The sequence below is a fragment of the Ilumatobacter sp. genome (assembly GCF_030065885.1).
Taxonomy (GTDB): Bacteria; Actinomycetota; Acidimicrobiia; order Acidimicrobiales; family Ilumatobacteraceae; genus Ilumatobacter.
Genome location: NZ_JASJCS010000027.1, coordinates 20,504 through 44,220, shown reverse-complemented (window position 1 = coordinate 44,220; position 23,717 = coordinate 20,504). Strand labels below are relative to the sequence as shown.

Genomic DNA, 23,717 nt, shown 5'->3' with positions numbered 1-23,717 from the left:
ATGGTCACCGCCCGCAACGACACCCACGACATCGTCGCCGGCCTCGAAGCGGGTGCCGACGACTACCTGACCAAGCCGTTCGCCGCCAAGGAGCTGTCGGCGCGGATCAGAGCGCTGCTGCGCCGGATCCGCCCGTCGTCGCCCGCCCATGCCCGGCTCGTGTTCGGCGACCTCGAGCTGATCCCCGAGGAGGGCAAGGTCCTGCGGGGCGGCGAGGAGGTCCATCTCACCAAGACCGAGTTCCGCCTGCTGTGCGAGCTCGCCGAGAACCCGGGCAAGGTGTTCAGTCGCGAGTCGCTGCTCGACAAGGTCTGGGGGTACGACTACTTCGGCGATGGCCGGCTGGTCGACGTGCACGTTCGGCGCCTCCGCACCAAGGTCGAGCAGGACCCGGCCAACCCGCGCCACGTCGTCACCGTGCGTGGCCTCGGGTACCGCCTCCAGACGTGAACGACCCGCTCACGACATGAACGGCCGGCGCACGCCGTGAACGTGTGGTTCACGCCGTGAACCACGAGCCGAGGCTCCGACCATGAGCAAGGTCACCGACGAGCAAACGACCGCCGACACGCCGGCCGAGGCGTCGCGGCCGTCCAAGCGCAAGTGGGGCCTGCGCCGCCGCATCCTGCTGATGTTCACGCTCGGCGCGCTGATGCTGTCCGTGCTGCTGGCGTTCATCACGTACGGTCTCGCCCGCTCGAGCGTGCTCCAGCAGCGCGACGAGGCCGCGAAGGAGGCAGCTCGGCTGAGCGGCACGATCGTGATCGAGGCCCTTCGCAGCAGCCCGGCCAACGCACAGCCGGCGATGGACCGGCTCGAGGGCTTCGGCGTGCAGCGCCCGCTGATCTGGTATGCGAACACCTGGCGTTCGGCCCGCCCCGGGTACAACGAGAACGAGGTGCCGCAGCAGTTGATCGACCGGGTGATCAACGAGGGCATCGCCTCCCGGATGATCGTCGAGGTCGACTCCGAGCCGAACATCGTGGTCGGCTTCCTGCTCGATGCCGAGACCGCGTACTTCGAGTTCTTCAGCCTCGAAGAGGTCAGCGACACCCTGCAGTCCGTGCAGCTCTCGCTCGTCCTCGGCACCCTGATCACGACCGCGCTGGGTGTGCTCGCCGGCTCGTTCGCCGCGAGGCGCGCGGTTCGCCCGGTCGGCGTGGCGGCCCAAGCCGCCAAGTCCTTCGCCAGCGGGCGGCTCGACACCCGCCTCGAACCCACCGAGGACCCCGATCTGAGTGTGCTGGCCAACTCGTTCAACGACATGGCCTCGGCGCTCCAGGAACGCATCGAGCGCGACGGTCGGTTCGCGTCCGATGTGAGCCACGAGTTGCGCTCGCCGCTGATGACCCTGTCGGCGTCGGTCGAGGTCATGGACGCCCGCCGCGACGAGATGCCCGAGCGGGCCCAGGCCGCGCTCGACCTGCTGAAGAGCGACGTCACCCGCTTCCAGGGCCTCGTCGGGGACCTGCTCGAGATCAGCCGGTTCGACGCCGGGGCGGTGCGCCTCAACCTCGAAGAACTGCTCGCGGCCGAGTTCGTCCGCCAGGCCGTCGCGGTGAGCAGCGAGCCCGACACGCCGGTCACGGTGGCACCGCGAGCCGAGGCGGTGCTCATCAACGGCGATCGACGCCGGTTGGCGCGCGTCGTCGCCAACCTGATCGACAACGCCCGCATCCACGGTGGCGGCGAACCCGAGGTGTCGATCGAGGTGGTCGACCCCGACAGCGAACCGGTGAGCAGGATCCGCATCGTGGTCGAGGACCGCGGCGCCGGCGTCCCCGACCACGAACGCGACCTCGTGTTCGAGCGATTCGCCCGCGGCGGCGTCGCCGGGCGCCGAGCGGGCAGTGACGGCGCGGGGCTGGGACTGTCGCTCGTCGACGAACACGTCCGGATGCACGGCGGCCGGGTCTGGGTCGAGGACCGCGCCGACGGTGAACCCGGTGCCCGCTTCGTGATCGAGCTGATGGCCGAGGAGATCGACGAATGAGACGTCGCACCGAGCCGGCTTCGACGACGGCCGTCGCGCGCTCGCCGCACCGAGCCCCATCGGTACTGCCGCGGCGAGGGCTCCGCCTCCGCCCGGCCTCGACGCTCGCCCTCGTGGCGTGTGCCGTGGCGCTGGTGGGCACGGGCTGCGGCATCAGCCCTGATGCCGAGCCTCGCGACCTGGCCGAGGACGAGCGCATCATCGCCGTCGCCGGCGTCCCGGTCGGCGCCGACGCCGAAGGCGCCGACCGCATCTACCTCGTCGGGCCGGGCGAGGACGGCCTGCTGCGATCCGTGCCCCGCGAGGCAGTCGCCGGCCTGACGCTGATGGAGATCCTCCTGCTCGGCCCGAACGAGGCCGAGATCGAGACCCAGTTCTCCACGGTCATCCCGTCGGGCACGCGCCTGCTGCAGCCGGCACGATCGCGCGGCTCGTTCCTGTTCCTCGACGTCAGCTCCGAGATCTCCGAGCTCACCGGTGACAGCCTCGTGCAGGCGCTCGCCCAGGTCGTGTACACGGCCACCGAGCTCGACGGCATCGAGGCGGTGCAGCTGACGGTCGACGGCGAGAGCCTCTCGTGGCCGAAGGCGAATGGGGAGACGACGACCGGAGCGCTCCGGACCTATGACTACCCCGGCCTCGTCCGCACGGCGCAGCCCGACTACCCCGGCCTGCCCTCGGGCGTCTGACGACGCGCTGACGATCCGGCTCGGCGCCGACGGCGCCGCGAACGGTCGGCTGACCCCGACCGGCTCAGGCGGAGAAGACCTGGGCGACGCCGTCGAAGAGCGCCAGATCGACGGTTCGCGTCCGCCCGATCACGTCCTCGAGGGGGGTCCTGACGATCTGATCGGCACGGATCGCGACCATCTGCCCCCAGGCCTCGTCGTGCACGGCGTCGATGGCTGCCACGCCGAACCGCGTCGAGAGCACACGGTCGTACGCGGTCGGCGTCCCACCACGCTGCACGTGGCCGAGCAGCACGGGCCGGGTCTCGAACCCGGTGCGCTCGTTGATCGCGCCCGCCACCAGGTGGCCGATGCCGCCGAGCCGGATGTGACCGAACCGGTCGACCTCGCGATCGGCGAGCTCGATCGTGCCCTCGCGGGGCAGCGCACCCTCGGCGACCACCACGATCGACGCGTACCGGCCACGCTGTTGACGGCGCACCAAGCGGTCGCACACCTCGTCGATGTCGAACGGCCGCTCGGGGACGAGCACGGCCGTCGCACCGCCGGCGATCCCGGCATGGGTCGCGATCCAGCCGGCGTGACGGCCCATGACCTCGACGACCATCACCCGGACGTGGCTCTCGGCCGTGGTGTGCAGTCGATCGATGGCGTCGGTCGCGATCTGCACAGCGGTGTTGAACCCGAACGTGACCTCGGTCCCCTCGATGTCGTTGTCGATGGTCTTCGGCACGCCGACGACCGGCAATCCGCAGTCGGTGAACAGCTTGCTGGCGACGCTGAGCGATCCGTTGCCGCCGACGACGATCAATCCGTCGATGCCCATGTCGGACATCGTCGCCTGGACGCGGTCGACGCCGTCCTCGATGTCGTACGGACTCCCCCGCCGGGTGCCGAGCACCGTGCCGCCGCGCGGCAACAGGCCCCGCATCGACTCGACGGTCAACGGCATCGTTCGTCGCTCCATGACCCCGTCCCAGGCGTCCTCGAAGCCGACGATCTCGTCGCCGTGGAAGCGCTCGCCCTTGCGCACCACGGCGCGCAACACTGCGTTGAGCCCGGGGCAGTCGCCACCACCGGTCAGCACGCCGACTCGCACGGCGGAGGATCCTATTGGCCACCCGCTGCAAACGCTTGCAGACCGCGATTCCCGCGCGCCACGGCGGCCGGTGGGTCCGTTTGCGGCGACGAGCTGGTAGGAACGGCTCGTGGCCTGGGACAGCTCTCGACCCGTACCGTGGCAGCGCCTGACCCGCGAGTGGCTCGTCTACGTGGCCATCATGGCGGTGGTCTTCCTGCTGTTCATGCGCGACCGGCCGCTGATCGGCATCTTCGCCGGCCTGTTCGCGAGCGGACCGCTCTACCTCGCGCTGGGATACGTCCTCGCCAAGTTCGGGTACCAGCGCAAGACGCTGCGCGAGATGCGGACGCCACGTGCCGAGCCGGCGCGCGCCGAGGCCACCTCGGCACCAGGACCTCGGCCGAAACCCGCTCCGACGAAGCGCACGGGTGGTGGTCATCGACGCCCCGGCGGCAACCGGAAGCGCCGGCGTTGACGCGCCGTCGTCGCACGCCGGCCTCGGGCACGACCTGGACTCCCTGCCGGCCACGGCGAACCGGCGCCTGACTCGGGCGCCGCGTTACGGTCGGAGCCGTGAGTACCGACCAGTGTGTGATCGCCATCGATGCCGGTACCACCGGCGTCCGTAGCCGAGCGGTGTTCGTCGACGACCAGCCGACCGTCGCCTCGTACCGCGAGTTCACCCAGCACTACCCGCAGCCGGGTTGGGTCGAACACGACGCCGCCGAGATCTGGGAGGCCGTCGTCGGGACGCTCGACGAGGTCATCGGGCAGGTCGGCCTCGAACGGGTGGCCGCGATCGGGATCACCAACCAGCGTGAGACGGTGGTCGCATGGAACCGCTCGACCGGTGAGCCCTTCGGCACGGCGATCGTCTGGCAGGACCGCAGAACCGCTGCGCGCTGCGACGAGCTCGAGGCCGGCGGGCACCTCGATCTCGTGCGGCGCACCACCGGCCTGGTGCTCGACCCGTACTTCAGCGGCACGAAGTTCGAGTGGCTGCTGCGTGAACGCAATATCCCGGTCGACGACGACCTGGCGCTCGGGACCATCGACACCTGGTTGATCTGGAACCTGACCGGCGGCGAGGCGTTCGTCACCGACGTCACCAATGCGAGCCGCACGATGCTGTACGACATCGTCGCCCGCCGGTGGAGCCCCGAGATGTGCGAGCTGCTGCACGTGCCGATCGAGTCACTGCCCGAGGTCCGGCCCTCCAGCGGCCGTTTCGGGGTCACCTCCGAGGCCTGTGGCGCGCCCGGCGGCATCCCGGTCAGCGGCGTCGCCGGCGACCAACAGGCCGCGCTCTTCGGTCAGGCGTGCTTCGAGCCGGGCATGGCGAAGAACACCTACGGCACCGGCAGCTTCGTCCTCCTCAACGTCGGCGACACCTGCCCGCCGCCGACCGAGGGCATGCTCACGACGATCGCATGGGAGCTCGCCGACGGCACGGTGGCGTACGCGCTCGAGGGGGCGATCTTCGTGACCGGCGCCGCCATCCAGTGGCTGCGCGACGGCATCAACATCATCGACGACGCCGCCGAGACCGGCCCGCTGGCGGCCAGCGTCGACGACTCGGGCGGGGTGTTCGTGGTACCGGCGTTCGCCGGGCTCGGTTCGCCGTGGTGGGACCCCTACGCACGCGGCACGATCGTCGGCATCACACGGGGTACGACGCGGGCCCACCTCACCAGGGCCGTCGTCGAGTCGATGACGTACCAGACCCGCGACGTGGTCGACGCGATGGTCGCCGCGAGCGGCACTCCGATCATCGACCTGCGCGTCGACGGCGGCGCCTCGGTGATGGACCTGATGCTGCAGATGCAGGCCGACCAACTCGGCGTCACCGTGCATCGCCCGGCCGACCAAGAGACCACGGCGCTCGGCGCCGCGTTCCTCGCCGGTCTCGCCGAAGGCGTCTGGCCCGACCTCGACGCGATCCAGGCCACCTGGCAGCTCGACGCGACGTTCGAACCCGAGCCCGATCGCACCGTCGCCGACGTGCTGCACGCGCAGTGGCTGCGCGCCGTCGAACGATCCCGTGGGTGGGCGAGCGCCGATCAGGCGACGAGCTGACCGAGGCCGGTCACCGCCGGCCGACCATCAACACCGGGGCGACGGTGCCGGCACTCATGGCCGCGAAGAGGTTGCCGAACATCTCGGTGAATCCGTCGCCCATCAGGTGGCTGAGATTCACGGGCGGTGGTGACTCCGTCGCACGCGAGATTGCCGCTCGCACGAGCTCGGTCTGCTCGACCGTCGTCTCGACGGTCAGCCGACAGCGCTCGAACTGCGCTCGATACCCATCCGGCGACTCGAGATGGCTCGTCGTCGCGGTCGTCGACCACGGCACCGGGTAGTCGATCTCGCCATCCCCGATCTGCATGATGTCGTACACGGCGACGGCGCCGCCCGGCCTGACGACGCGCGCCATCTCGTCGAACATCAGCGCCTTGTCGGCGACGTTCATACCGACGTGCAGGACGGTGACGACGTCATAGGACTCGTCGGCTGCACGGAGCTCGGTCGCGTCGCCGAGCTCGAACGTCGTGACCTCGCCGAGGCCGGCACGCCGACTGAGCTCCGCCGCGACGTCGACGAACTCCGGGGTCACGTCGACGCCATGAACGACACACTCCGCCGCGCTCGCCATGTGGCGTGCCGGTCCTCCGATCCCGCAGCCGACGTCGAGGACGCTGTGTCCGGCCGTGATGCCGGCGGCGGCCACCACTTCGGCGGTCGCCGCCGGGCCACCGAGATGGAACTCGTCCGCGCCGGCGACAGAGCGGTGGTCGAAGCGCTCGCGATCGAGCCCGGCGTCACCCAGTCCCGTCAGGATCCGCTCGAGGATCCCGCCCGCTTGCGTGTAGTGCGATGGAACGTCCGACATGTCGCCACCTCCCGGGGCGACAGTACCGTCCGTCCGGACCCCCGGTCGGCCGATTTCGCCCCGATCGAGGCGACCGAAGGCGGCTGACGACGACGCCGGTTCAGGTGGCGAAGAGTGCGTCGGCGATGCGTGCGAACAGGTCGAGGCGGACCCGCTCGCGCTCGTGAACGGTCCTGCCGTCGCGTCCGGCCGCGAGCCACATCCCCGACGTCGGCAGATCGGCCCAGAACATGTCGCTCGACGCCACCATCGGGTCGCCGAGGTGCCGGGTGCCGGCCAGCAGCGACATCACCCAGTCGGGATCGGGTGCGTCGCCGTAGGAGGCCAGCACATCGTCGCCGCGTACCACCATGGCCCACGCGCCGTCGGTCAGGCGGGCGACGCTGGCGACCGCGGCGGTCATCCGCTCGGCGTCGTCGGTCTCGGCGAGCTCGGCCGCCAGGGCCAGCGCGAGCAGGCCACCGTCGCTGTGGTCGCCGCCGACCGGGCGGACGTGCTCGACCGACACGCCGTCGATGGCGTGCACCTCGGCGATCATGAGGTCGACGAGATCGGGATCGGGCAGCGCGACGACGAGCTCGTCGATGACCTTGCCGCCGCCGACCTCGAGGATCTCGATGGACAGCAGGTCGCCCTTCACGGCACCGATCCGGCTCGCCACCTGCCCGAGCGCGCCCGGCCGGTCCGGCAACCAGACGCGAACGACCACGGTGTGCACCGGTTCGAGGCTAGGGATGGCGTGTTGCGCGGTCATGTCGGCGGTGTGAACTGTGTCGGGGCGCGGGAGCCCCACCAGGTCGGCGGTCGGTCAGCCGAGCTTGGTCAGGCCGCGCCGGAGGTTGCGGATGGCCTGCTGGATCCGCTTCTCGTTCTCGATCAGCGCGAATCGTGCGTAGCCCTCGCCGCCGGGTCCGAACCCGACGCCCGGCGACAGCGCGACGTCGCACTCCTCGACGACCATCGAGCAGAACTCGACGGAGTCCATCTCGGCGTACGCCTCGGGGATCGGCGCCCACACGAACATCGAGCCCCCCGGCTTGGGCACGTGCCAGCCGATGCGTTCGAGCCCGTCGATCAAGGTGTCGCAACGGCTCTCGTACGTGGCGCAGACCTCCTTGGGGAACTCCGACGCCTCGTTGATGGTGACGGTCGCCGCGATCTGCACCGGCTGGAACATGCCGTAGTCGAGGTAGCTCTTCAGCTTGACCAGCGCCTGCACGACCTCGGCGTTGCCGAGCATGAACGCACACCGCCAACCGGCCATCGAGAAGCTCTTCGTCATCGAGTACTGCTCGACGGCGACCTCCTTCGCGCCCTCGGCCTGGAGGATGCTCGGCGGTTGCACGCCGTCGAAGCCGATGTCGGCGTACGCGAAGTCGTGGACGACGATCATGTCGCGGTCGCGGCAGAAGTCGACGACGCGCTGCATGAAGTCGAGGTCGACGCTGGCACCGGTCGGGTTGTGCGGGAACGAGATGACGAGCACGCGCGGCTTCGGCCAGCCGACGTCGTACGCGGTGTGGAGGTTGTCGAAGAAGTCCTCGGCGAAGTTGTCGCGGGCCTCGGGGTGGCTGAGGCCACGCATCGGCACCTGCCGCAGGTCGGCGCCGGCGAACAGCGGGCCGTACATGTGGATCGGGTAGCTCGGGCTCGGCACGATCGCCGCGTCGTCGTGGTCGAGCAGCACCCACATCAGGTGGCTGAACCCCTCCTTGGACCCGATCGTGTTGGTGATCTCGAGCTCGGGGTCGAGGTCGACATCCCAGGTCTGCTTGTAGTAGCCGGCCACCGCCTCGCGGAGCTTCGGCAGCCCGCGGCTGAGCGAGTACCGGTGGTTGCGCGGATTCTGTGCCGCCTCGGCGAGCTTCGCCACGGCGATGTCGGGCGAGGGGATGTCGGGGTTGCCGAAGCCGAGGTCGATCACGTCGTTGCCTGCTCGCCGTGCTTCGACCTTCAGGTTGTTGATGATCGTGAACACGTACGGCGGCAGATTCGTGATCCGTCGGAACTCCATGGCCCCGACGCTACCTGGCCGGAGCCGGGCAGCCTGGGACGGATTCGTGCGAATCGTATGATGCGGCGATGAGCGCACAGCCGGCCGATGGGTGCATCTTCGTGGTGATCGAGATCCCTCGCGGGAGCCGGAACAAGTACGAGATCGACCACGAAGGTGGTCGCGTGTTCCTCGATCGCAGGCTCTTCACGGCCACGACCTACCCGGCCGACTACGGCTTCGTACCCGACACGCTCGCCGGCGACGGCGACCCGCTCGACGCGCTCGTGCTGCTGGAGGACCCGGTGTACCCCGGTGTCTGGGTCGAGGCGCGCCCCGTCGGCGTGCTGTACATGCGCGACGAGGCGGGCGAGGACGCCAAGCTGATCTGCGTGCCGCCGCACGAGCCGCGCTGGGCCGACGTCGACGACATCGACGACCTGACGCCGCAGCTCCGAGCCGAGATCCAGCACTTCTTCGAGGTGTACAAGGCGCTCGAACCCAACAAGCACTCGTCGACCGCAGGGGTGGGCGGGAAGGACGCGGCGTGGGGAGAGATCGAGCTTGCGGTCGCCAACTACGCCGCCACCGGGGCCCGAGGCACCGCCGACGAGTAGCTCCGCAGGTGCACCGCCAGGAGTGCGCTGAAGAACATCACCACGCCGGACAACCCGAACACGCCGCCCTCGAGGCTCGTGAAGATCGCGCCGCCGATCAGCAGGCCCACGATGCTGGCGAGGCTCGACACGCTCCCGGCGAAGCCCTGCACCGTGCCCTGCGTCGGAGCGCTCGCCAAGCTGGACAGGAACGACGACACCGACGGCCACATGATGCCGTTGCCGATCGCAAAGAGCGCCGTGGCCGCGTACACCTGGTTGCCCTCCGCGACCATCAGCACCAGGAAGTGCACCGCCATGACGACCAACCCGGCGACGACGAGCTGCCACTCGGTGAACCGCTTCGACACGCGCGACAGCACGGGCCCCTCGACGACGACGAGCAACCCCGCCAGGATCGAGAAGTAGAGCCCGACGTCCTGCACCGACCAGTCGAGCTCGGTCGCCGCGTACACCGGGAACGCTGCGTAGTAGAGGTTGAACGCCAGCAGGATCGCGAACTGCAGACCGAGCGTGAAGCGCACGCCGGTCTGCGCGAGGGGTGCCTCCTTGTCGACCTCGGCGGCCTGGGCGGCGTAGTGGCAGTCCCGGTGTTCCCGGCCCTGGACGACGAACGCCGAGACCTCGGGGCTGGTGAGGTCACCGGTGCACGGCGACGACTCCGGCAGGGCGACGTAGATGATCACGGCGGTGACCGCGGCGATCAACATCGCCGCGAACACGGGGAGCTTCGTGCTCGTGCTGATCACTCCCAGGACACTCGCCAGGGCGGGGCCGCCGATCATGCCGGTGCTGAACGCGACGCCCATGCGGCCGAAGTTGCGGGCGCGGGTGTCCTCGGTCGACACGTCGGCGACGTAGGCGTTCGCGACCGACACGTTCCCGCCGGTCAGCCCGTCGACGGCTCGAGCGACGAACACGACCAGCAGCGGCACGGTGAGCGTGAAGTCGCCGAGCACGGGCATGGACACGTCGGTGATCGCGTCGACGGGCAGGAAGAGGGCGATCGCGAACAACACCCACGAGGCCAGCGTGCCGAGCTGGCTGATGAGGAGCACCTTGCGCCGCCCCATCCGGTCGGACCACCGACCGAGCACCGGCGCGCCGACGAACTGGAAGGCAGGATAGGTCGCGCCGACCAGGCCGTACACGAACGCGTTGCCGCCGAACTCTTCGATCAGGAACACGAGGAACGGCAGGACGATCGAGAAGCCGAGCGCGCCGATCAGACTGACGAGATAGAGGGGCAGCAGGGCGTCACGGCGGACGCCGGGCGCCCTCATCCGTGCACCGTGTGGAGGAGCGCAGCGCCGACCGCGCCCGCCTGCTCACCCCATTCCGCGAACGCGACCCGCGGCATCGGGCGCAGCTCGGGTTGGTAGATCAGCTCGCGGAACCACGTGCGGATCGGATCGAGGTACAGGTCGGCGCCGGCTGCGAGCCCGCCCCCCAGCACGAACATCTCGGGGTCGAGCGCGTTGGTGAGGTTGACCAACCCGAGCGCCACCCAGCGGCCGAAGTCGTCGATGACGGCGATCGAGTCGGCGTCGCCCTCGCGGGCGGCCTGCTGGACCATCTCGCCGCGGACCGCCTCGGGGTCGCCGCCGGCGATCTCGAGCACGCGGCTGACGCGACGCCCGACGGCCGCTTCGCGCGCCAGCCGTGCGAGCCCTGAACCCGACGCGTACCGCTCCCAGCAGCCGCGGCGCCCACACGGACAGGGCGGTCCGTCCGGATCGACGACCATGTGGCCGTACTCCCCGGTGAAGCCGTGGTTGCCGCGCTGGAGCTGACCGCCCGCCACGAGGCCTCCACCGATGCCGGTGCCCAGCGTGACCAGCACCATGTCGGTCGCGCCCCGGCCGGCGCCGAACCGCCACTCGGCGAGCGCCGCACCGGTGGCGTCGTTGTCGACCTGGACCGGATGACCCATCCGCTCGCCGAGCAAACCGGCGACGTCGAACTCGGCGACGCCGTCGAGGTTGGGGGCGGCACGGAGCACACCGGAGCGCGTGACGAGGCCGGGCACCCCGACGCCGAGGTGGTCGTACGGGCCGAGCGACTCGGCGAGCTCGGCGAGCGTCTCGATCAGGGCCGGCAGGCTGCCCGGACCGCGCGGCGTCGGCCGTCGGTCCTCGGTGACGACCGTGCCGTCGTCGGTGAGCACGACGCCGAGGCACTTCGTGCCGCCGACGTCGATGCCGACGCTGCGCCCCACGCTCATCGGGGCAGCTCCATCACACCTCGGCGAGCATCACGCCTCGGCGAACGCCTTGAGTTCCTTGATGGCGTTGAGGATGCGGCGCTCGGCGCGGCGCTTCACGAAGCCGGGCAGCGGGACGACCAGCTCGATCGCGAGGTCGTAGTGCACGTGGGTCTGGCCGTTGCCGGTGGGTTCGAACCGGAAGGCGCCGTCGATCGATCGCTGGATGTCGCCCTTGATCATGCTCCAGGCGAGGGCGTTCGGCGCGTCGGAGTAGTCGTAGGCGAGCGTGTAGTGGGTGCTGCGGCCGAGCGCCGACGTCCGGAACTCGACCGTGCTCGGCCGACCCTCCTCGTCGCGGTGGGTGATCACGACGTCCTTCACGTCGTGTGTCCAGACCGGGTACGCCTCGAGGTCGATCGCGATGGCCCAGACCCGATCGGGGGGCGCAGCGATGGTGATGGACTCGGTGGCGGTCTCAGCCATGGTCTGCATTCTGCCTGATTTCGCTGTTTGAAGTGGGGACGTCGGTGCGCGTCGCGAAGTTGCCGTGGGCCGAGGCCCACAGGCCGTTGAGGCCGAAACCGAGCATCGGCACGAGGAAACCGACCGCAAGCGACGAGCCGGGATTGCCGTCGGGACCGTTCGGCCGAGCCAGCGTCGTGGCGATCGCGATGACGAACTGGGCCAGCAGGGTCACGTTCATGACCCTGCGGACCGGCGCGGGGATCGCGGGACCGAGCAGCACGTACAGCTGGCTGACGGCGATCTGGTGTGAACGGCTGCGCTGGACTGCGCTCCAGTACGACCAGAGGAACGCGACGACGCCGACGGCGAACAGCACCATCGCGGTGACTGCGCCGATCCACTGCGACGGCGTGTTGAAGACGACTGCCGCATAGGACGCGGTGACGGCGAACAGCGCGGTGGCGGCGAGGTTGCCCCGGACGATCCAGTCGCCCGCCGGTGCCGCTCGTTCGGTCACTCCGCCAGGCTACGAGCACCGGGGCCGCCGCGTCACCGCGAACCGTGTTCCGGCCCGCCGGCCCGACGGCGGTGCGTCGATCGGTGCGTCGATCAGTGCGTCGATCGAGTCGTCAGTCGATGCCGTCGATGTCGAGGGCGGCGGCGAGGCGGGCCGCGAGGACGTCGTAGGAGAACTCGCGCTCGGCCCGCCGCCGTGACGCGGCAGCCATGTGCGCGCGCTCGGCCGGGTCGTCGAGCAGCTGTGAGAACGCGTCGGCGGCTCTGGCGACCGCGGTCTCGTCGCCCGGCTGCTCGATCACCAGGCCGGTCTCGCCGTCGGCGACGGCCTCGGCCGCGCCGCCGCTGTCACCGGCCACCTGCGGGACCCCGCACGCGGCCGCCTCGACGAAGACGATGCCGAAGCCCTCCTGCTCGAGGCCGCCCCATCGATTGCGGCACAGCATCGTGAAGACGTCGGCACACCCGTAGAGACGTGGAAGATCGTCGTGGCCGACGCGGCCGAGGAACGTGACCGGCGCGTCGAGCTCGGCGGCGAGGCGACGCAGGCGACCGTCGTCGCGCCCCTTCCCGGCGATGGCCAGCACCAGGTCGGGGTACCGATGGCGCAGTCGCGCCACGGCGCGGATCGCAGTGTCGAATCCCTTCCGCGGCACGAGCCGGGACACGCCGACGATGAGCCGGCCGTCGACCGGCAGGCCGAGGTCGCGGCGGGCCGCGGCACGCTCGCCGTCGCCGAGCGGGCGGAACCGGTCGGTGTCGACGCCCGGGGGCACGACGGTGGTCGGCAGCTCGCGCCCGGCCGCTCGGTTCGCTTCGGCGGCCGGGTACTGCCCGGCTGCGATCACGTGGCGTGCGTTGCGCAGCACATGTGCGAGGCCCTGCTTGGTGCCCGGCAGCCGACCTGGCACGGTGACCTCGGCGCCGTGCAGCACGACGTCGTAGGGCAACGCCACCGAGGGTCCGATCAGCCCGAGCGGCACGGCCGGGTCGAGCACGACGAGGTCGGCCCCGATCTCCCGGGCCAGCGAGTCGACGCGGCGGACCATCAGCGGATGCGGGAGCAGCACGGGTTCGGGGATGCGCTCGATCCGGAACGGCTGCTCGCGGTCGAATTCGTCGGCACCGTGGTGCGGGCTGGTCAGCACTGCGAACCGTTCCGGGGGCAGGCGGCGCCACCACTCCCAGAGCAGCGATTGGATGCCTCCGATCTTCGGCGGGAAGTCGTTCGTGACGAGGAGGTGCTTCACGGGACCGACAGCAGCCCGAGGCGACCGGCCGCCCAGTCGGCGTGCTCGCGCAGGATCGGATGGGTGTGGGCCCGATACTCGTGCAGCACGCGCCGTGTCCGCTCGTCGCCGGCGTCACCGCGGTTGCCGAGGACGATCAGGGCGTTCCGGCGCAGCCACGCCGGGTTCCGGCCGGCGATGTACCAGTGACCGTGGCGCGCGAGCAGCTCGTCGTCGTCGGACTCGAGCAGATCGAGCACGTCGACCCACGCACGCACCGTCGGCTGGGACGAGTCGTCGCCGAGGGCGATGCGGTGGCGCTCGCCGAGCCGGATGGTGGGCGGGCAGACCTCCTGGCAGTCGTCGCAGCCGTAGAGCCGGTCGTCGAGCGCCTCGCGGAACTCGACCGGGAACGTGCCCGGTTGCTGCACGAGCCACGCGAGGCACCGGTTCGCGTCGACCACGCCGGGCGCGACGATCGCACCGGTCGGACACCCGTCGAGGCAGCGCCGGCAGGTACCACAGCCGTCCTCGACCGGCCGGCTCGCCGGGTACTCCGCGGTCGTGATGATCGAGCCGAGCACGAAGTAGCTGCCGGCACCCGGCAGCAGGATGTTCGCGTTCTTGCCGAACCAGCCGAGGCCGCCGAGGTGGGCGACCTCGCGGTCGACGACGGCGTTGTCGTCGGCGAAGGCGACGGCTCGCTCACCGGCGCGCTTGAGGCGCCTGGCGATCTCCCGGAGCCCGACTCGGAGCGGGGCGTAGTGGTCGACCCAGGCATACCGACCGATGCGGGCCTGCGTGCCGGCGGGACGGCCGGGCTCGTCGGTGGCCCGGTACGGGCGGGCGGCGACGATGATCGACCGAGCGCCCTCGACGGCACGCCGTGGGTCGGTCGAACGGTCGGGGTTGCGATACGTGAAGTTCATGCCGGCGTGTAGGCCGGCGGCCTTGCGCTCGTGCAGCGCGGCACGAGCACGTTCGAGCACGCCGGCGGGGGCGACACCCAGATGGGGGATGCCGAACCGGGCACCGAGATCGACGATCTCGTCCCAGCTCGGGGGTGGTTCGGGCTGCCGCACCCCGCCAGCGTACGGGTCACATGTCGATGGCTTCGTGCACCTCGACGCGGCCGCCGCCCTCGAGGACGGGGCAGCCCTTGGCGTGCGCGACCGCGTCGTGGATGCTGTCGGCGCTGATGATCGAGTAGCCGCCGACCTCGGCGCCGCTACCGTCGGTGACCGAACCGTCGGCGGCGACGGTCTTGGTGGCGCCGACCGGGTTGCCGCCGTCGACGACGGCGTCGCCCATGGTGGCGAACCAGGCGCCCCACGCCTCCATCACCCGGGCGATCTCCTCGGGATCCTCCGCCATGCCGGCACCGCCGTGGTAGGTGAACACGTACTTGGCCATGTCAGGCCTCCTTCTCCTTGACCGTTGTCGAGTCGACGGCGACGCCGTCAGACAAGAGACGGACGACGGTCACGTGATTCGACACGCGGGCCCAGATTCCGGTCGGTGCGTGTCGACGACCCAGTCGGCGGCCGTGGCCGGGGCCCGGGCGTCAACCCGCGAACCGGCCGTGCCCGGCGACGTCGTACTTCAGGTCGGGGACGAGGCCGGCGTGGCTGAACAGGCGCACGACGCGGGCTTGTTCGAGGTCGAGCACCATCGGTGCCTCCTCGCCGGGCTCGTCGCGCAGGACGAACGACACGACGCAGTCGTCGCAGGTCGCCGTGCACTGCATCGAGCAGTCGTCGCACGAGATGGTGATGCGGCGGTTGGTCATGTCGCCCATCCTGACGACGGGGTGTCGCAGAGATGATGAGATGGCGCACGCCGCGCGGTCACTCGTCGTTGAAGACGCGGAGGCTGCCGGCGTAGTTGGCGACCCAGACCTGACGGGTCTCGGGGTCGTACGTGATGCCGACGGGGCGAACGCCCGAGTAGACCGTCTGCAGGATCTCCATGTCGCTGGTGCGGACCTTGCTGACCGTGCCGTCCTGGTAGTTCACGACGTAGAGGCTCTCGCCGTCGTCGGCGAGCGCCATCGTTCGTGTCTGGGTACCGGTGCTGGCGATGCCATCGACCGCCCCGACGCTGAGGTCGATCTTGCGCACCGAGTTCATGCGGTGGTTCGAGACGTACAGGTAGCGGTCGTCGTCGGACAGCAGGATGTGGCGCGGGGTGGTGCCCGCCGCGTCGTCGATCGAGTTGACGACGTTCAGCGACTGCAGGTCGACGACGTCGATCCGGGCCTCGCCCATCACGGTCACGTAGGCGAACCGCGAATCGCTGGTGATGGCGACGCCGCGCGGATGGCGGCCGACGTCGACGCGACCGAGCTCGGAGTCGCTGGTGGTGTCGATGACCGACACGTCGAAACCGCACCAGTTCGACACGACGAGCCGCGACCCGTCGGGCGACACGGCGAGGTACTTCGGCACGGCGCCGGTTGGGATCACCTCGACGATCTCGAACCGGCCGACGTCGATCTTGTAGACGAAGCTGTCGTCCCAATCCCCGCGGTCGCAGTCGTCGTCGGCGACCGGGTTGTAGCCGTCGCCGAACATCTTGTAGTTCGACACGTAGACGAACCGGCCGTCGGGGGTGAACGCCGCCTCGACCGGCGAGCCCTGGGCAGTCCCTCCCCCGGCGATCCCGAACGCCGACAGGTCGACCTCGTCGGGGATCACCGCCACCTCGTTGCCCGAGCGGTCGTAGATGGCCACGTTGTGGCGGTACATCATGTTCTGGGCGAAGAACAGCCCGTCTCCGGACGCGACGATGCTCTTGGGCTGCAGGTCGTCGTCCCACACCGTGAACGCGTCGACGAGCCGTCGCTCGCTCGACGTCTTGCCGTCGTCGGGCACCAGCGGAAGGGTGGTGGTCGTCGTCGTGGTCGTGCTCGTGGTCGTGCTCGGGATGGTTGCCCCTGCGGTGTCGCCGGCGACCGCGGCGTCGTCGCCGGCCACGGCCCCGCCGTCGCCCGTGGGGCCGGTCCCGGCGACCACCGGAGCGCCGTCCTGCTCGGAGCTCTCGACCGTCGTGGCCAGTGCGTCGTCGGGCGAACCTTCGGCTGCCGCGAGGACGACCAGCACGGCAGCCACCAGGAACAGCGACCCGAAGATGACGACTCGACTGTCGACACGGGCGAAGCGCCCGGACGCCCGTTCACCCCGGATGTAGGCGTGGTGCGTCCGGTCGCGCGGCCTGCCGGTCACGCATCCCCTTCCGGTTCGAGGGCCCGCCGTAGCTCGTCGAGCGAGGCTTCGGGCAACGTGCTGTGCACGAGGTCGGCGCCGGCGAACCGCTTCGCCTCGTCGCGCAGCGCAGCGAGATCGACGTCCTCGGCGAGGATCACCATCGTGCTCGTCCCCTCGGCGACGGCCTCGCGGAACCAGTCGACCCACTCGTCGGGCACGCCGAGGTCGACGACCTTCGCCGTGATCGCACCGGCACCTGCACCGACGCCCAGCCCCGCGATCCACCCGACCGGCCCACCGACGAGCAGGCCGAGCAGACCGGTCCACACCGCCCCGGACAGGGCGGACCGGCCCGGCTGCGGGTCGATCGTCTCGCGGACGCGCACCTCGCCCGACGCGTCCTTGCTGACCAGCACCGCGTCGCGCAGCCGGAGCGAACCGATGCTCGAGAGCCGCCGCATCGCCGTCAGGAACTCCTGGGCGCGGAACGCGTCGCGGAAGGACAGCCCGATCAGGATCGGCCCGCCGTGCGAGACGCCGGGTGGCGGGAAGTCGCTCACACCACCAGCATGACGCATTCGGCCCGCCGATCGCGCCCGCAACCGGCCGAGCAACTCGCCACGCCCCGATCGGACCGCGCCGGTAGGCTGCGACCCGTCCGGCCGAGCCGGACCACGGGATGTGGCGCAGCCTGGCTAGCGCACCTGCTTTGGGAGCAGGGGGTCGCCGGTTCGAATCCGGCCATCCCGACCACTTGCAGGCAGCGTGGATCCGCGCGGCGCTCGACCGCGTGGGTCGAGCACCCTCCCCCGGAATCTCGCGGCCGAGACCTCGACGGCGGGTCGTTGACGTGCGACCCGCTCGACGACACGCTTGCGCGGTAGCCGGTGCCTATCATGATGCTGAGTGAGGCTCAAACGGCTCAGGATGGCCCTTGGTCTCTCTGCGCCACAGGTCTTCATCAGCTACCGGCGCGCCGACACGGGCGGGCATGCCGGTCGACTGCTCGACCAACTCCAGCGCTACTACGGCCGCGGCACGCTCTTTCTCGATCATGAGACGATCCGAGCCGGAGACGACTTCGCCGAACGGCTGACGGCGACGCTCGATCGAGCCGAGGTCGTGCTTGCGGTCATCGGACCCGATTGGCTTGCATCGGAGCCCGACGGTTCACGCCGCATCGACGCCCCGGACGACTGGGTACGGCGAGAGATCGAGAGCTCGCTCGATCGCGACGTGCGCGTGATTCCCGTCACCGTCGGCGGGGCAGCGATGCCCGACTCTGACGCCCTCCCCGCCGGCCTTCGCGATCTCCCCGGCAGACAGGCACGGTCCATCCGGGTCGATCGATTCGATGACGACGTCAAACATCTCATCAAGACGATCGGGGGCCGGCGTCGGCCACTCGGTGTCCCCCTGGTCGTCTGGCTTGTTGTTGCGTTCGCTGCAGTGGTCGGCGGCGCACTGCTCCTCGAACGCGCAACCGACGGCGACGTCAATGCGGCACCGCTCATCCAACTGCCCGGCAGCTTGGAGGCGACGGCCGGCGTCGGTGCCGAATTCGAGATCGCCGAGTGGGCCACCGACGACTCGGACGGCGCTATCCGCTGGTCGACGGACGCTCGGTCAGCGCTCGGTGCAGAAATCGCAGTCGACGGGACACGCCTCGAGTACGAGGCACCAGCCTCGGCCCGCGGCACCGACAGCTTCACCGTGACGGCGATCGACGGCGAAGGGGCAACGGCCTCGGCGACCGTGTTCGTAGATCTCCAGCTCGGCCGGCTCGAGGGGGCATTCAACATCGCCGTCGCCGAGATCGCCACCACGTCCGACCAATCCGATCTCGGATTGGTGTTGGCGGATGCGGTCTTCGACGGCATCCGGTCCGCCCTTGCCGACAATGATCTCGATCTCGCCATGGCTGCCCCGGCCGACGTCGGCGTCATCGCGGGCGACACGTCGACCGAACGGGCCGAGCAGGCAACTCGACTAGCGGAACGATTGGCCGCCGACGCCGTGCTCTACGGCACCGTCACGAACATCGGGGGATTCAGCGAGTTCTCCGCCGAACTGCTCGTCTCGGCACGCAACGCGCAGAACGCGGAGGAGATCGCTGGCGTGTACGTCCTTGCGTCCTCGACGATTCCATCAGCCGATCCCATCACCGTACAACGCCGTGTCGTCGACACGATGGTGCCGCAGGCCGAAGCGCTCGCCGACCTGATGATCGGACTGAGCTACTACACCACGTTCGACTTCGATACCGCGAGCGCGTTCCTGGAGGATGCCGAAGCGAACTGGATCGGCGACGACGGCCGCACCGTGATCCTCCAGCTGATCGGCAACGTAGCGGGCACCCAGGGCGACCTCGACGCTGCTCGGGAGGCCTACGAGCGCGCACTGGAGATCGACCCGGACTACCCGCGCGCACAGTTCGGGATCACCGAGATCGAGTTCCAGTTGGCCTGCGGAAGCGTCCCGACCAGCGACGATCGCCTGGAGGCAACGGCCGATTCGTTTCGAATGATCAGCGAGCTCGCCGCGCCACCGAAGTCGTATCTCAACCTTCGGGCAGGTCTGGGCGTTGCGCGCGCAGACCTCTGTCGCGGCGAGACGTCGGCCTCAGATCTCCGGGCGTCGATGGAAGGTCTGGAAGTCGTGCTCGGCGAGATCACCGCACTGGGCGTGACGACCGACCCTCGTCTACGCGACCTCGCCTCTGAGGCTCACCAGCTAACAGCCTTCGCAGCGACTCAGCTGGGTGAGGACCGACTGGCTCTGGACGAGTACGCCGCGGCGCTCGATCTCGCGATCGACGACGCCCGCAAGGCGTCGTTCCACCGAGCGCGAGCAACGCTGTACGAGTGTCGACTCGACGACGAAGCCGCCGCACGACGGGAGTACGCGATGGCGGTGGAGCTCCGGCCGGAGAGCCCGCCGACCGACTGCTCCGAGCTGTGATCTCAGGATGGTGCTGACGAGAACCGCCAGAAACCCCTGGAATCGAAGATCCCGGCCTGACACGCTGGAATCGTAAGACGAAGGGACCTGACATGGGGGCACGGGCTTGGGCAGGCGGGTGCGTGCTCGCTGCGCTCGTGATCGCGGCCTGCAGTTCCGGGACCGACGACGACCTCGCCTCCGAGTCGACCGACACCTCGACCGACTCGACCACGCGCAGCACGAGCGCATCGGAGGATGGCTCGAGCGATACCGCGCCCGGGCGGTCCACGTCGACCTCGTCGAGCTCCGCGACATCGAGCTCCGCGACACCCGGCTCCGTGACATCCAGCTCGGTGGCGTCGACGTCGTTGACCACGACACAGGTCGAATCAGCAGGCCCCACGACGAGCCAACCGGTCACCGTGACGACGAAGCGTCCAGGTACTGGCTCTGCCACCACGACGGCCACGACCACATCGTCAACGCCTCCGACGACTGGTAGCTCCTCGACGAGCACCACCGCGTCGACGTCGACGACGACGACCACGAGCTCGACTTCGACGACCAGCACGACCACGAGCTCGACTTCGACGACGACCACCACGACCACGACGGCACCCTTCGCCACCACGATCCGGACCGACACATTCAGCTTCAACCGCGGGCCGACACCCAGCTTCGATCTCTTCGTCGCGATCGGCCCGTCGGCCTCGGGGCCTTGGTCGCCTTCGGGACCGCAGCCACCGCCCGACGACACGCAGCCGGCGCCCACGGTCGCTGCGGGTAGCTCGTTCTGGGTGCGCCTCATCGTGACGAACCTCGACATCGGTGAGCTCCGGTCGTTCGCCATCACGTCCGCAGATCTCGGCGGCACGATCTGCTCGGCGTCGGCACCAGTCGGACCGGGCGCCTCGGCGTCGTGCGTCGTCGGTCCGATCACCGCAGATGCCACGCCGGGGCAGCATTCGATCTCACTCGACATCGACTCCGGCAAGACGTGGGGGGTTCGGCAAGGCGAGTCGACGAACTGTCTCGTGCTCCCGCAGATCGATCCCGGCCACCCGTACGAAGGCGGCCGCTTCTCCTTCACGTTCTACTTCGGTGCCTGCGTTGCCGGCCAGAGCGACGTCGTCGTTGAGGGCGCCTCCAACGACACCTCGATCGATGTGGGGACCACACCGGGCGCTGCGCTCTCCGGTCCGCTCCATGTCAACTGCTCCGACCTCTTCACCGGGGGATACAGCGAGGTGCCGGGGGGCGGACCGCAGCCGGGCGACGTGCCCGTCGCGGCGTTCGCCATCACCGAGTTCGCCGCGGACGGCACGGTCGTCGACCAGTGTGGGCCGCTCCCCGTCCATGGCGTGTCGTTCGGGTCGACCCGACACCCGTTGTCGATCGACTACACGTCGACCTGACGATCGGGCACGAAGCCCGGGGCCGACCTCAGACCGACGCTTCGTCGCGAGGGTCGGTGTCCTCGCCCTCGCCCAGCCGTCCGACGTGGATGTGAACGGTGCGGATACGGCGGAACGGGAGCGAACCATCGGGCAGATCGCCGTCCGGCTCGAGCGTCGGGTCGACGACCGACACCGCACGGCCGTCGTTCTCGACGACGATCTCGGCGCGGTGTGACCCCTCCGGCAGACCTTCGATCCGGGCGAAGTAGGTGCCGGAACCGGGCGGGGATTCCTCCGCGCGAGCCTCGGGTTGGCGATCGAGCTCCGGGAACCGGACGGTCGGCGCGTCGAGTCCGCTCAACGCGAACTGGTGGTGTGCGCGGATCCGCAACTCGACCGGCTCATCCAACTCGTACACCTGCTGGTGGCCGCTCACACCCACCGAGACGTGTCCGTTGCCCGAAATCGCCCACACCGTGACGTCGCCCGGCGGAGGAGCTCCCGGTACCGGCGAGACCAGCATGTACCAGTCGCCGGGTTCGGGCGCACCGACGACCACGAAGTCGTAGGGGACGTCGCTCGAGTTCGACGGGATGACCGAGGGCCCCGAGGGTTGTGTGTCGTGCTCGTCGAAGACCTGCAGTGCGACCTGTGCCCCACGGAGGTAGGTCACGACGAACGATACGTAGTCGGCTCCTCGCTCGACCGGCACGTCGATCCGAACGGGCTCGGCGCCGACCGTGACGCTCTGATGGACGATGAACCCGCTGGAATCGTCGCCGGCTGCCTTGACGAAGCCGTCGAGGATCGTGTGCGCACCAAGACTGCCGGGCGCACCAGTCATGGGCAGGTATTCCCCCTTGGTGACCTTGGCGATGTTCTGGAGGGTGTTCGCGTCGGCGGAATCGGAGTAGCCCAGCGTGAACACCCGGACCCAATCGTCCACCAGCTGATCCAGCACTGCACCGCTCGGCGGCTGTCCGTTGGGGTCGTTGTGCAACCCGTCGGTCAATGCCACGAGGCTCTGGGCGGCGGAGGGTGGAACCGGCCCCAGGATGCGCACCCGCGCATCATCGAGCGAACCGCCGATGTTGGTGAGTCCGCCGGCGTCCAGATCGCCGGTGGTGAGGATGTTCGTGAGCTCCGTCGTCAGGTCCGCCGCCGTGAGCGGCAACTGGGTGAGCGCGAGGACCTCCTGCTGCGTCGTGTTGTAGGAGATCATGCCCAGCAGGCGCTCCGGCCTCCCGGCGTCTACTGCGGTCTGGGCGACCGCATTGGAGTGGTCGAGCCAATAGTGCGCCGAGTCGCGCACCCCGGCGATCGGATCGCCGGTCATCGAGCCCGACCGATCGAGCACCAAGACGGTGCGGGCCCGTGAATCGAGCGGCACCCAGCTGACGTTGCCAAGCGCGACGGAAGTGGTGTACGGCCCCGGCGGCGTCAGGAGGTTGTCCAGCCAGTCTCGGCAGGACATCTGGTGGAACACCTGCTGGTCACCGCCCGTCGCGTCGTCGGCGCTCATGTGGCTGGTGGCGGCACCCGAGCCGGCCGTGGTGCAGAGCCCGTTCGCCGCCTCCTTCTCCAGCAGGCAAGCCGTGTCGGGGGGTGTTCCCTCGATGTCCTGGAGGCAGCCCGGCTTGGGTGGTACATCGCTCGAGCCATACTCGTCGCCGTGGTCGAACAGGTAGTGCATGAACTCGTGCGTGACGCCGTTCTGCCGCGACCACCAGGAGTTCGGCAGCGTCACCTGAAGATCCGGCTGCCCGAGGTGCTGGTCGTAGCCCAGCCCGGAGATGGAGTGCTGAGACGACGATCCGATGGGCGCGGTCTCCGAGATGTACACATCGGCGACGTGGACGCCGGCGGTGTCCGCAACCCACCTGAGGTTCCTGAGCTGAACGGTGCCTCCGGTCAGGCCATGCAAGTGCGCCGACACCGCTGTGAAGCACCCCAGCCAGTTCGAGAGGTCCGCCGCAGTGGGGGAGAACTTGAACGACACGATCAGGTCGAGCTTGCCCGCTCGATACCGCCCGATTCCCATGGTCTGACCCCTCAACCCGCCATCGGCTTGTACATCAAGTAAACGGGAGCTCGACCCGAGACGCAAGAGGCATGGCCGGTTCCGCGCCCGAGTCGCCGAGCCACAATCGGACGGCCGTGAAGGCGCCGCCGAACTGCCTGTCCGGGCAGCGAGGCAATCCGTGCATTCACCTCGGTGCGACAGCCAAGCCCGAGGCGATTTGACGCTGGCAGACACGGCCGATCTCCAAGCTGCGGCGCAGGGGTCGCCGGTTGGAATCCGGCCACCCCGTAGGCGTCCCGCGGAGTGCTGGGTTTGACGTAGCCGGGCGGGTCCACCGCCGAGTGGCGCCTGGTCGACGACCTCGGACGCGAGTTGCTCGGAGATCCTGGCGCTGTGCGAGAAGGGCGTCCCATCCCGGGACACCACGCGACCGGCTGGTGCGCACTTCGTTGTTGTGGGGCGTCGACGA

Annotated in this window: 24 protein-coding genes and 1 tRNA gene; 10 read left to right on the top strand and 15 right to left on the bottom strand. The window is 69.6% G+C overall.

Going from position 1 to position 23,717, the window contains the following annotated elements; translation table 11 throughout:
• The 3 genes from QNJ12_RS08330 to QNJ12_RS08320 form a co-directional block, all read left to right on the top strand.
• On the top strand, positions 1-450 hold a 450-nt coding region (locus tag QNJ12_RS08330), incomplete at its 5' end, for a response regulator transcription factor (protein WP_300621499.1).
• An 82-nt stretch (positions 451-532) separates the two neighbouring features.
• Entirely contained in the window at positions 533-1,993 is a 1,461-nt protein-coding gene (locus tag QNJ12_RS08325) for a sensor histidine kinase (RefSeq protein WP_300621496.1), read from the top strand.
• A 113-nt stretch (positions 1,994-2,106) separates the two neighbouring features.
• Positions 2,107-2,682 (top strand): GerMN domain-containing protein, encoded by a 576-nt coding sequence (locus QNJ12_RS08320; RefSeq protein WP_300621493.1) that lies wholly within the window; start codon positions 2,107-2,109, stop codon positions 2,680-2,682.
• Between the two features lie 64 nt (positions 2,683-2,746).
• On the opposite strand, the gene QNJ12_RS08315 is transcribed toward QNJ12_RS08320, so the two are convergent.
• Positions 2,747-3,781, bottom strand: coding sequence for a 6-phosphofructokinase (locus QNJ12_RS08315; RefSeq protein WP_300621490.1), 1,035 nt, complete (start codon positions 3,779-3,781; stop codon positions 2,747-2,749).
• Positions 3,782-3,890: 109 nt separating this feature from the next.
• Here QNJ12_RS08315 and QNJ12_RS08310 point away from each other — a divergent pair, with 109 nt between their 5' ends.
• Together QNJ12_RS08310 and glpK are read left to right on the top strand one after the other, a co-directional pair.
• Positions 3,891-4,238, top strand: a complete 348-nt coding sequence (locus tag QNJ12_RS08310) for a hypothetical protein (RefSeq protein ID WP_300621487.1) — start codon at positions 3,891-3,893, stop codon at positions 4,236-4,238.
• Between the two features lie 98 nt (positions 4,239-4,336).
• Positions 4,337-5,839 carry a glycerol kinase GlpK gene (glpK, locus tag QNJ12_RS08305; RefSeq protein ID WP_300621484.1) on the top strand — a complete coding sequence of 501 codons (1,503 nt, stop codon included), beginning with the start codon at positions 4,337-4,339 and terminating at the stop codon, positions 5,837-5,839.
• Positions 5,840-5,849: 10 nt separating this feature from the next.
• On the opposite strand, the gene QNJ12_RS08300 is transcribed toward glpK, so the two are convergent.
• The 3 genes from QNJ12_RS08300 to QNJ12_RS08290 all read right to left on the bottom strand — a co-directional run bounded on the left by QNJ12_RS08300 (position 5,850) and on the right by QNJ12_RS08290 (position 8,667).
• On the bottom strand, positions 5,850-6,653 hold the full coding sequence (locus QNJ12_RS08300; protein ID WP_300621481.1) for a class I SAM-dependent methyltransferase: 804 nt from the start codon (positions 6,651-6,653) through the stop codon (positions 5,850-5,852).
• A gap of 100 nt (positions 6,654-6,753) precedes the next feature.
• Entirely contained in the window at positions 6,754-7,371 is a 618-nt protein-coding gene (locus tag QNJ12_RS08295; protein WP_300621479.1) for a hypothetical protein, read from the bottom strand.
• Positions 7,372-7,461: 90 nt separating this feature from the next.
• The gene (locus QNJ12_RS08290; RefSeq protein ID WP_300621476.1) at positions 7,462-8,667 is read right to left on the bottom strand and encodes an aminotransferase class I/II-fold pyridoxal phosphate-dependent enzyme; all 1,206 of its coding nucleotides are present in this window, start codon (positions 8,665-8,667) and stop codon (positions 7,462-7,464) included.
• A 68-nt stretch (positions 8,668-8,735) separates the two neighbouring features.
• On the opposite strand from QNJ12_RS08290, the gene QNJ12_RS08285 reads away from it, so the two are divergent.
• The gene (locus QNJ12_RS08285) at positions 8,736-9,263 is read left to right on the top strand and encodes an inorganic diphosphatase (protein WP_300621473.1); all 528 of its coding nucleotides are present in this window, start codon (positions 8,736-8,738) and stop codon (positions 9,261-9,263) included.
• Here the strand turns inward: QNJ12_RS08285 and QNJ12_RS08280 are convergent.
• The 10 genes from QNJ12_RS08280 to QNJ12_RS08235 form a co-directional block, all read right to left on the bottom strand.
• Complete coding sequence (locus tag QNJ12_RS08280; protein ID WP_300621470.1) at positions 9,224-10,546, bottom strand: MFS transporter; 1,323 nt, start codon at positions 10,544-10,546, stop codon at positions 9,224-9,226. The genes QNJ12_RS08285 and QNJ12_RS08280 overlap by 40 nt on opposite strands.
• Positions 10,543-11,487, bottom strand: coding sequence for an ROK family protein (locus tag QNJ12_RS08275; protein WP_300621468.1), 945 nt, complete (start codon positions 11,485-11,487; stop codon positions 10,543-10,545). The genes QNJ12_RS08280 and QNJ12_RS08275 overlap by 4 nt, the downstream gene beginning before the upstream one ends.
• Before the next feature lie 30 nt (positions 11,488-11,517).
• A complete protein-coding gene (locus QNJ12_RS08270; RefSeq protein ID WP_300621445.1) occupies positions 11,518-11,952 on the bottom strand; it encodes an SRPBCC family protein in 435 nt (144 codons plus the stop codon).
• Positions 11,945-12,451 (bottom strand): hypothetical protein, encoded by a 507-nt coding sequence (locus tag QNJ12_RS08265; protein ID WP_300621443.1) that lies wholly within the window; start codon positions 12,449-12,451, stop codon positions 11,945-11,947. Before QNJ12_RS08265 ends, QNJ12_RS08270 begins: the two co-directional genes overlap by 8 nt.
• 112 nt (positions 12,452-12,563) lie before the next feature.
• The gene (locus QNJ12_RS08260) at positions 12,564-13,700 is read right to left on the bottom strand and encodes a glycosyltransferase family 4 protein (protein WP_300621440.1); all 1,137 of its coding nucleotides are present in this window, start codon (positions 13,698-13,700) and stop codon (positions 12,564-12,566) included.
• On the bottom strand, positions 13,697-14,761 hold the full coding sequence (queG, locus tag QNJ12_RS08255; RefSeq protein ID WP_300621437.1) for a tRNA epoxyqueuosine(34) reductase QueG: 1,065 nt from the start codon (positions 14,759-14,761) through the stop codon (positions 13,697-13,699). The genes QNJ12_RS08260 and queG overlap by 4 nt, the downstream gene beginning before the upstream one ends.
• A 16-nt stretch (positions 14,762-14,777) precedes the next feature.
• Positions 14,778-15,092, bottom strand: coding sequence for a hypothetical protein (locus QNJ12_RS08250; RefSeq protein ID WP_300621433.1), 315 nt, complete (start codon positions 15,090-15,092; stop codon positions 14,778-14,780).
• A 151-nt stretch (positions 15,093-15,243) separates the two neighbouring features.
• Entirely contained in the window at positions 15,244-15,468 is a 225-nt protein-coding gene (locus QNJ12_RS08245; RefSeq protein WP_300621430.1) for a hypothetical protein, read from the bottom strand.
• 58 nt (positions 15,469-15,526) lie between these two features.
• Positions 15,527-16,903: a YncE family protein gene (locus QNJ12_RS08240; protein ID WP_300621427.1), complete on the bottom strand. Its 1,377-nt coding sequence runs from the start codon at positions 16,901-16,903 to the stop codon at positions 15,527-15,529.
• Positions 16,900-17,445, bottom strand: coding sequence for a DUF1269 domain-containing protein (locus QNJ12_RS08235; protein ID WP_300621424.1), 546 nt, complete (start codon positions 17,443-17,445; stop codon positions 16,900-16,902). Before QNJ12_RS08235 ends, QNJ12_RS08240 begins: the two co-directional genes overlap by 4 nt.
• 115 nt (positions 17,446-17,560) lie before the next feature.
• Here QNJ12_RS08235 and QNJ12_RS08230 point away from each other — a divergent pair.
• The 4 genes from QNJ12_RS08230 (at position 17,561) to QNJ12_RS08215 (ending at position 21,243) form a co-directional block, all read left to right on the top strand.
• A tRNA-Pro gene (locus tag QNJ12_RS08230) sits at positions 17,561-17,638 on the top strand.
• A 153-nt stretch (positions 17,639-17,791) separates the two neighbouring features.
• Positions 17,792-19,846, top strand: coding sequence for a TIR domain-containing protein (locus QNJ12_RS08225; RefSeq protein WP_300621421.1), 2,055 nt, complete (start codon positions 17,792-17,794; stop codon positions 19,844-19,846).
• Between the two features lie 118 nt (positions 19,847-19,964).
• Complete coding sequence (locus QNJ12_RS08220) at positions 19,965-20,330, top strand: hypothetical protein (RefSeq protein ID WP_300621418.1); 366 nt, start codon at positions 19,965-19,967, stop codon at positions 20,328-20,330.
• A gap of 307 nt (positions 20,331-20,637) precedes the next feature.
• Complete coding sequence (locus QNJ12_RS08215; RefSeq protein WP_300621415.1) at positions 20,638-21,243, top strand: hypothetical protein; 606 nt, start codon at positions 20,638-20,640, stop codon at positions 21,241-21,243.
• A gap of 28 nt (positions 21,244-21,271) precedes the next feature.
• On the opposite strand, the gene QNJ12_RS08210 is transcribed toward QNJ12_RS08215, so the two are convergent.
• Positions 21,272-23,266, bottom strand: coding sequence for a vWA domain-containing protein (locus tag QNJ12_RS08210; protein ID WP_300621412.1), 1,995 nt, complete (start codon positions 23,264-23,266; stop codon positions 21,272-21,274).
• Positions 23,267-23,717 lie beyond the last annotated feature (451 nt).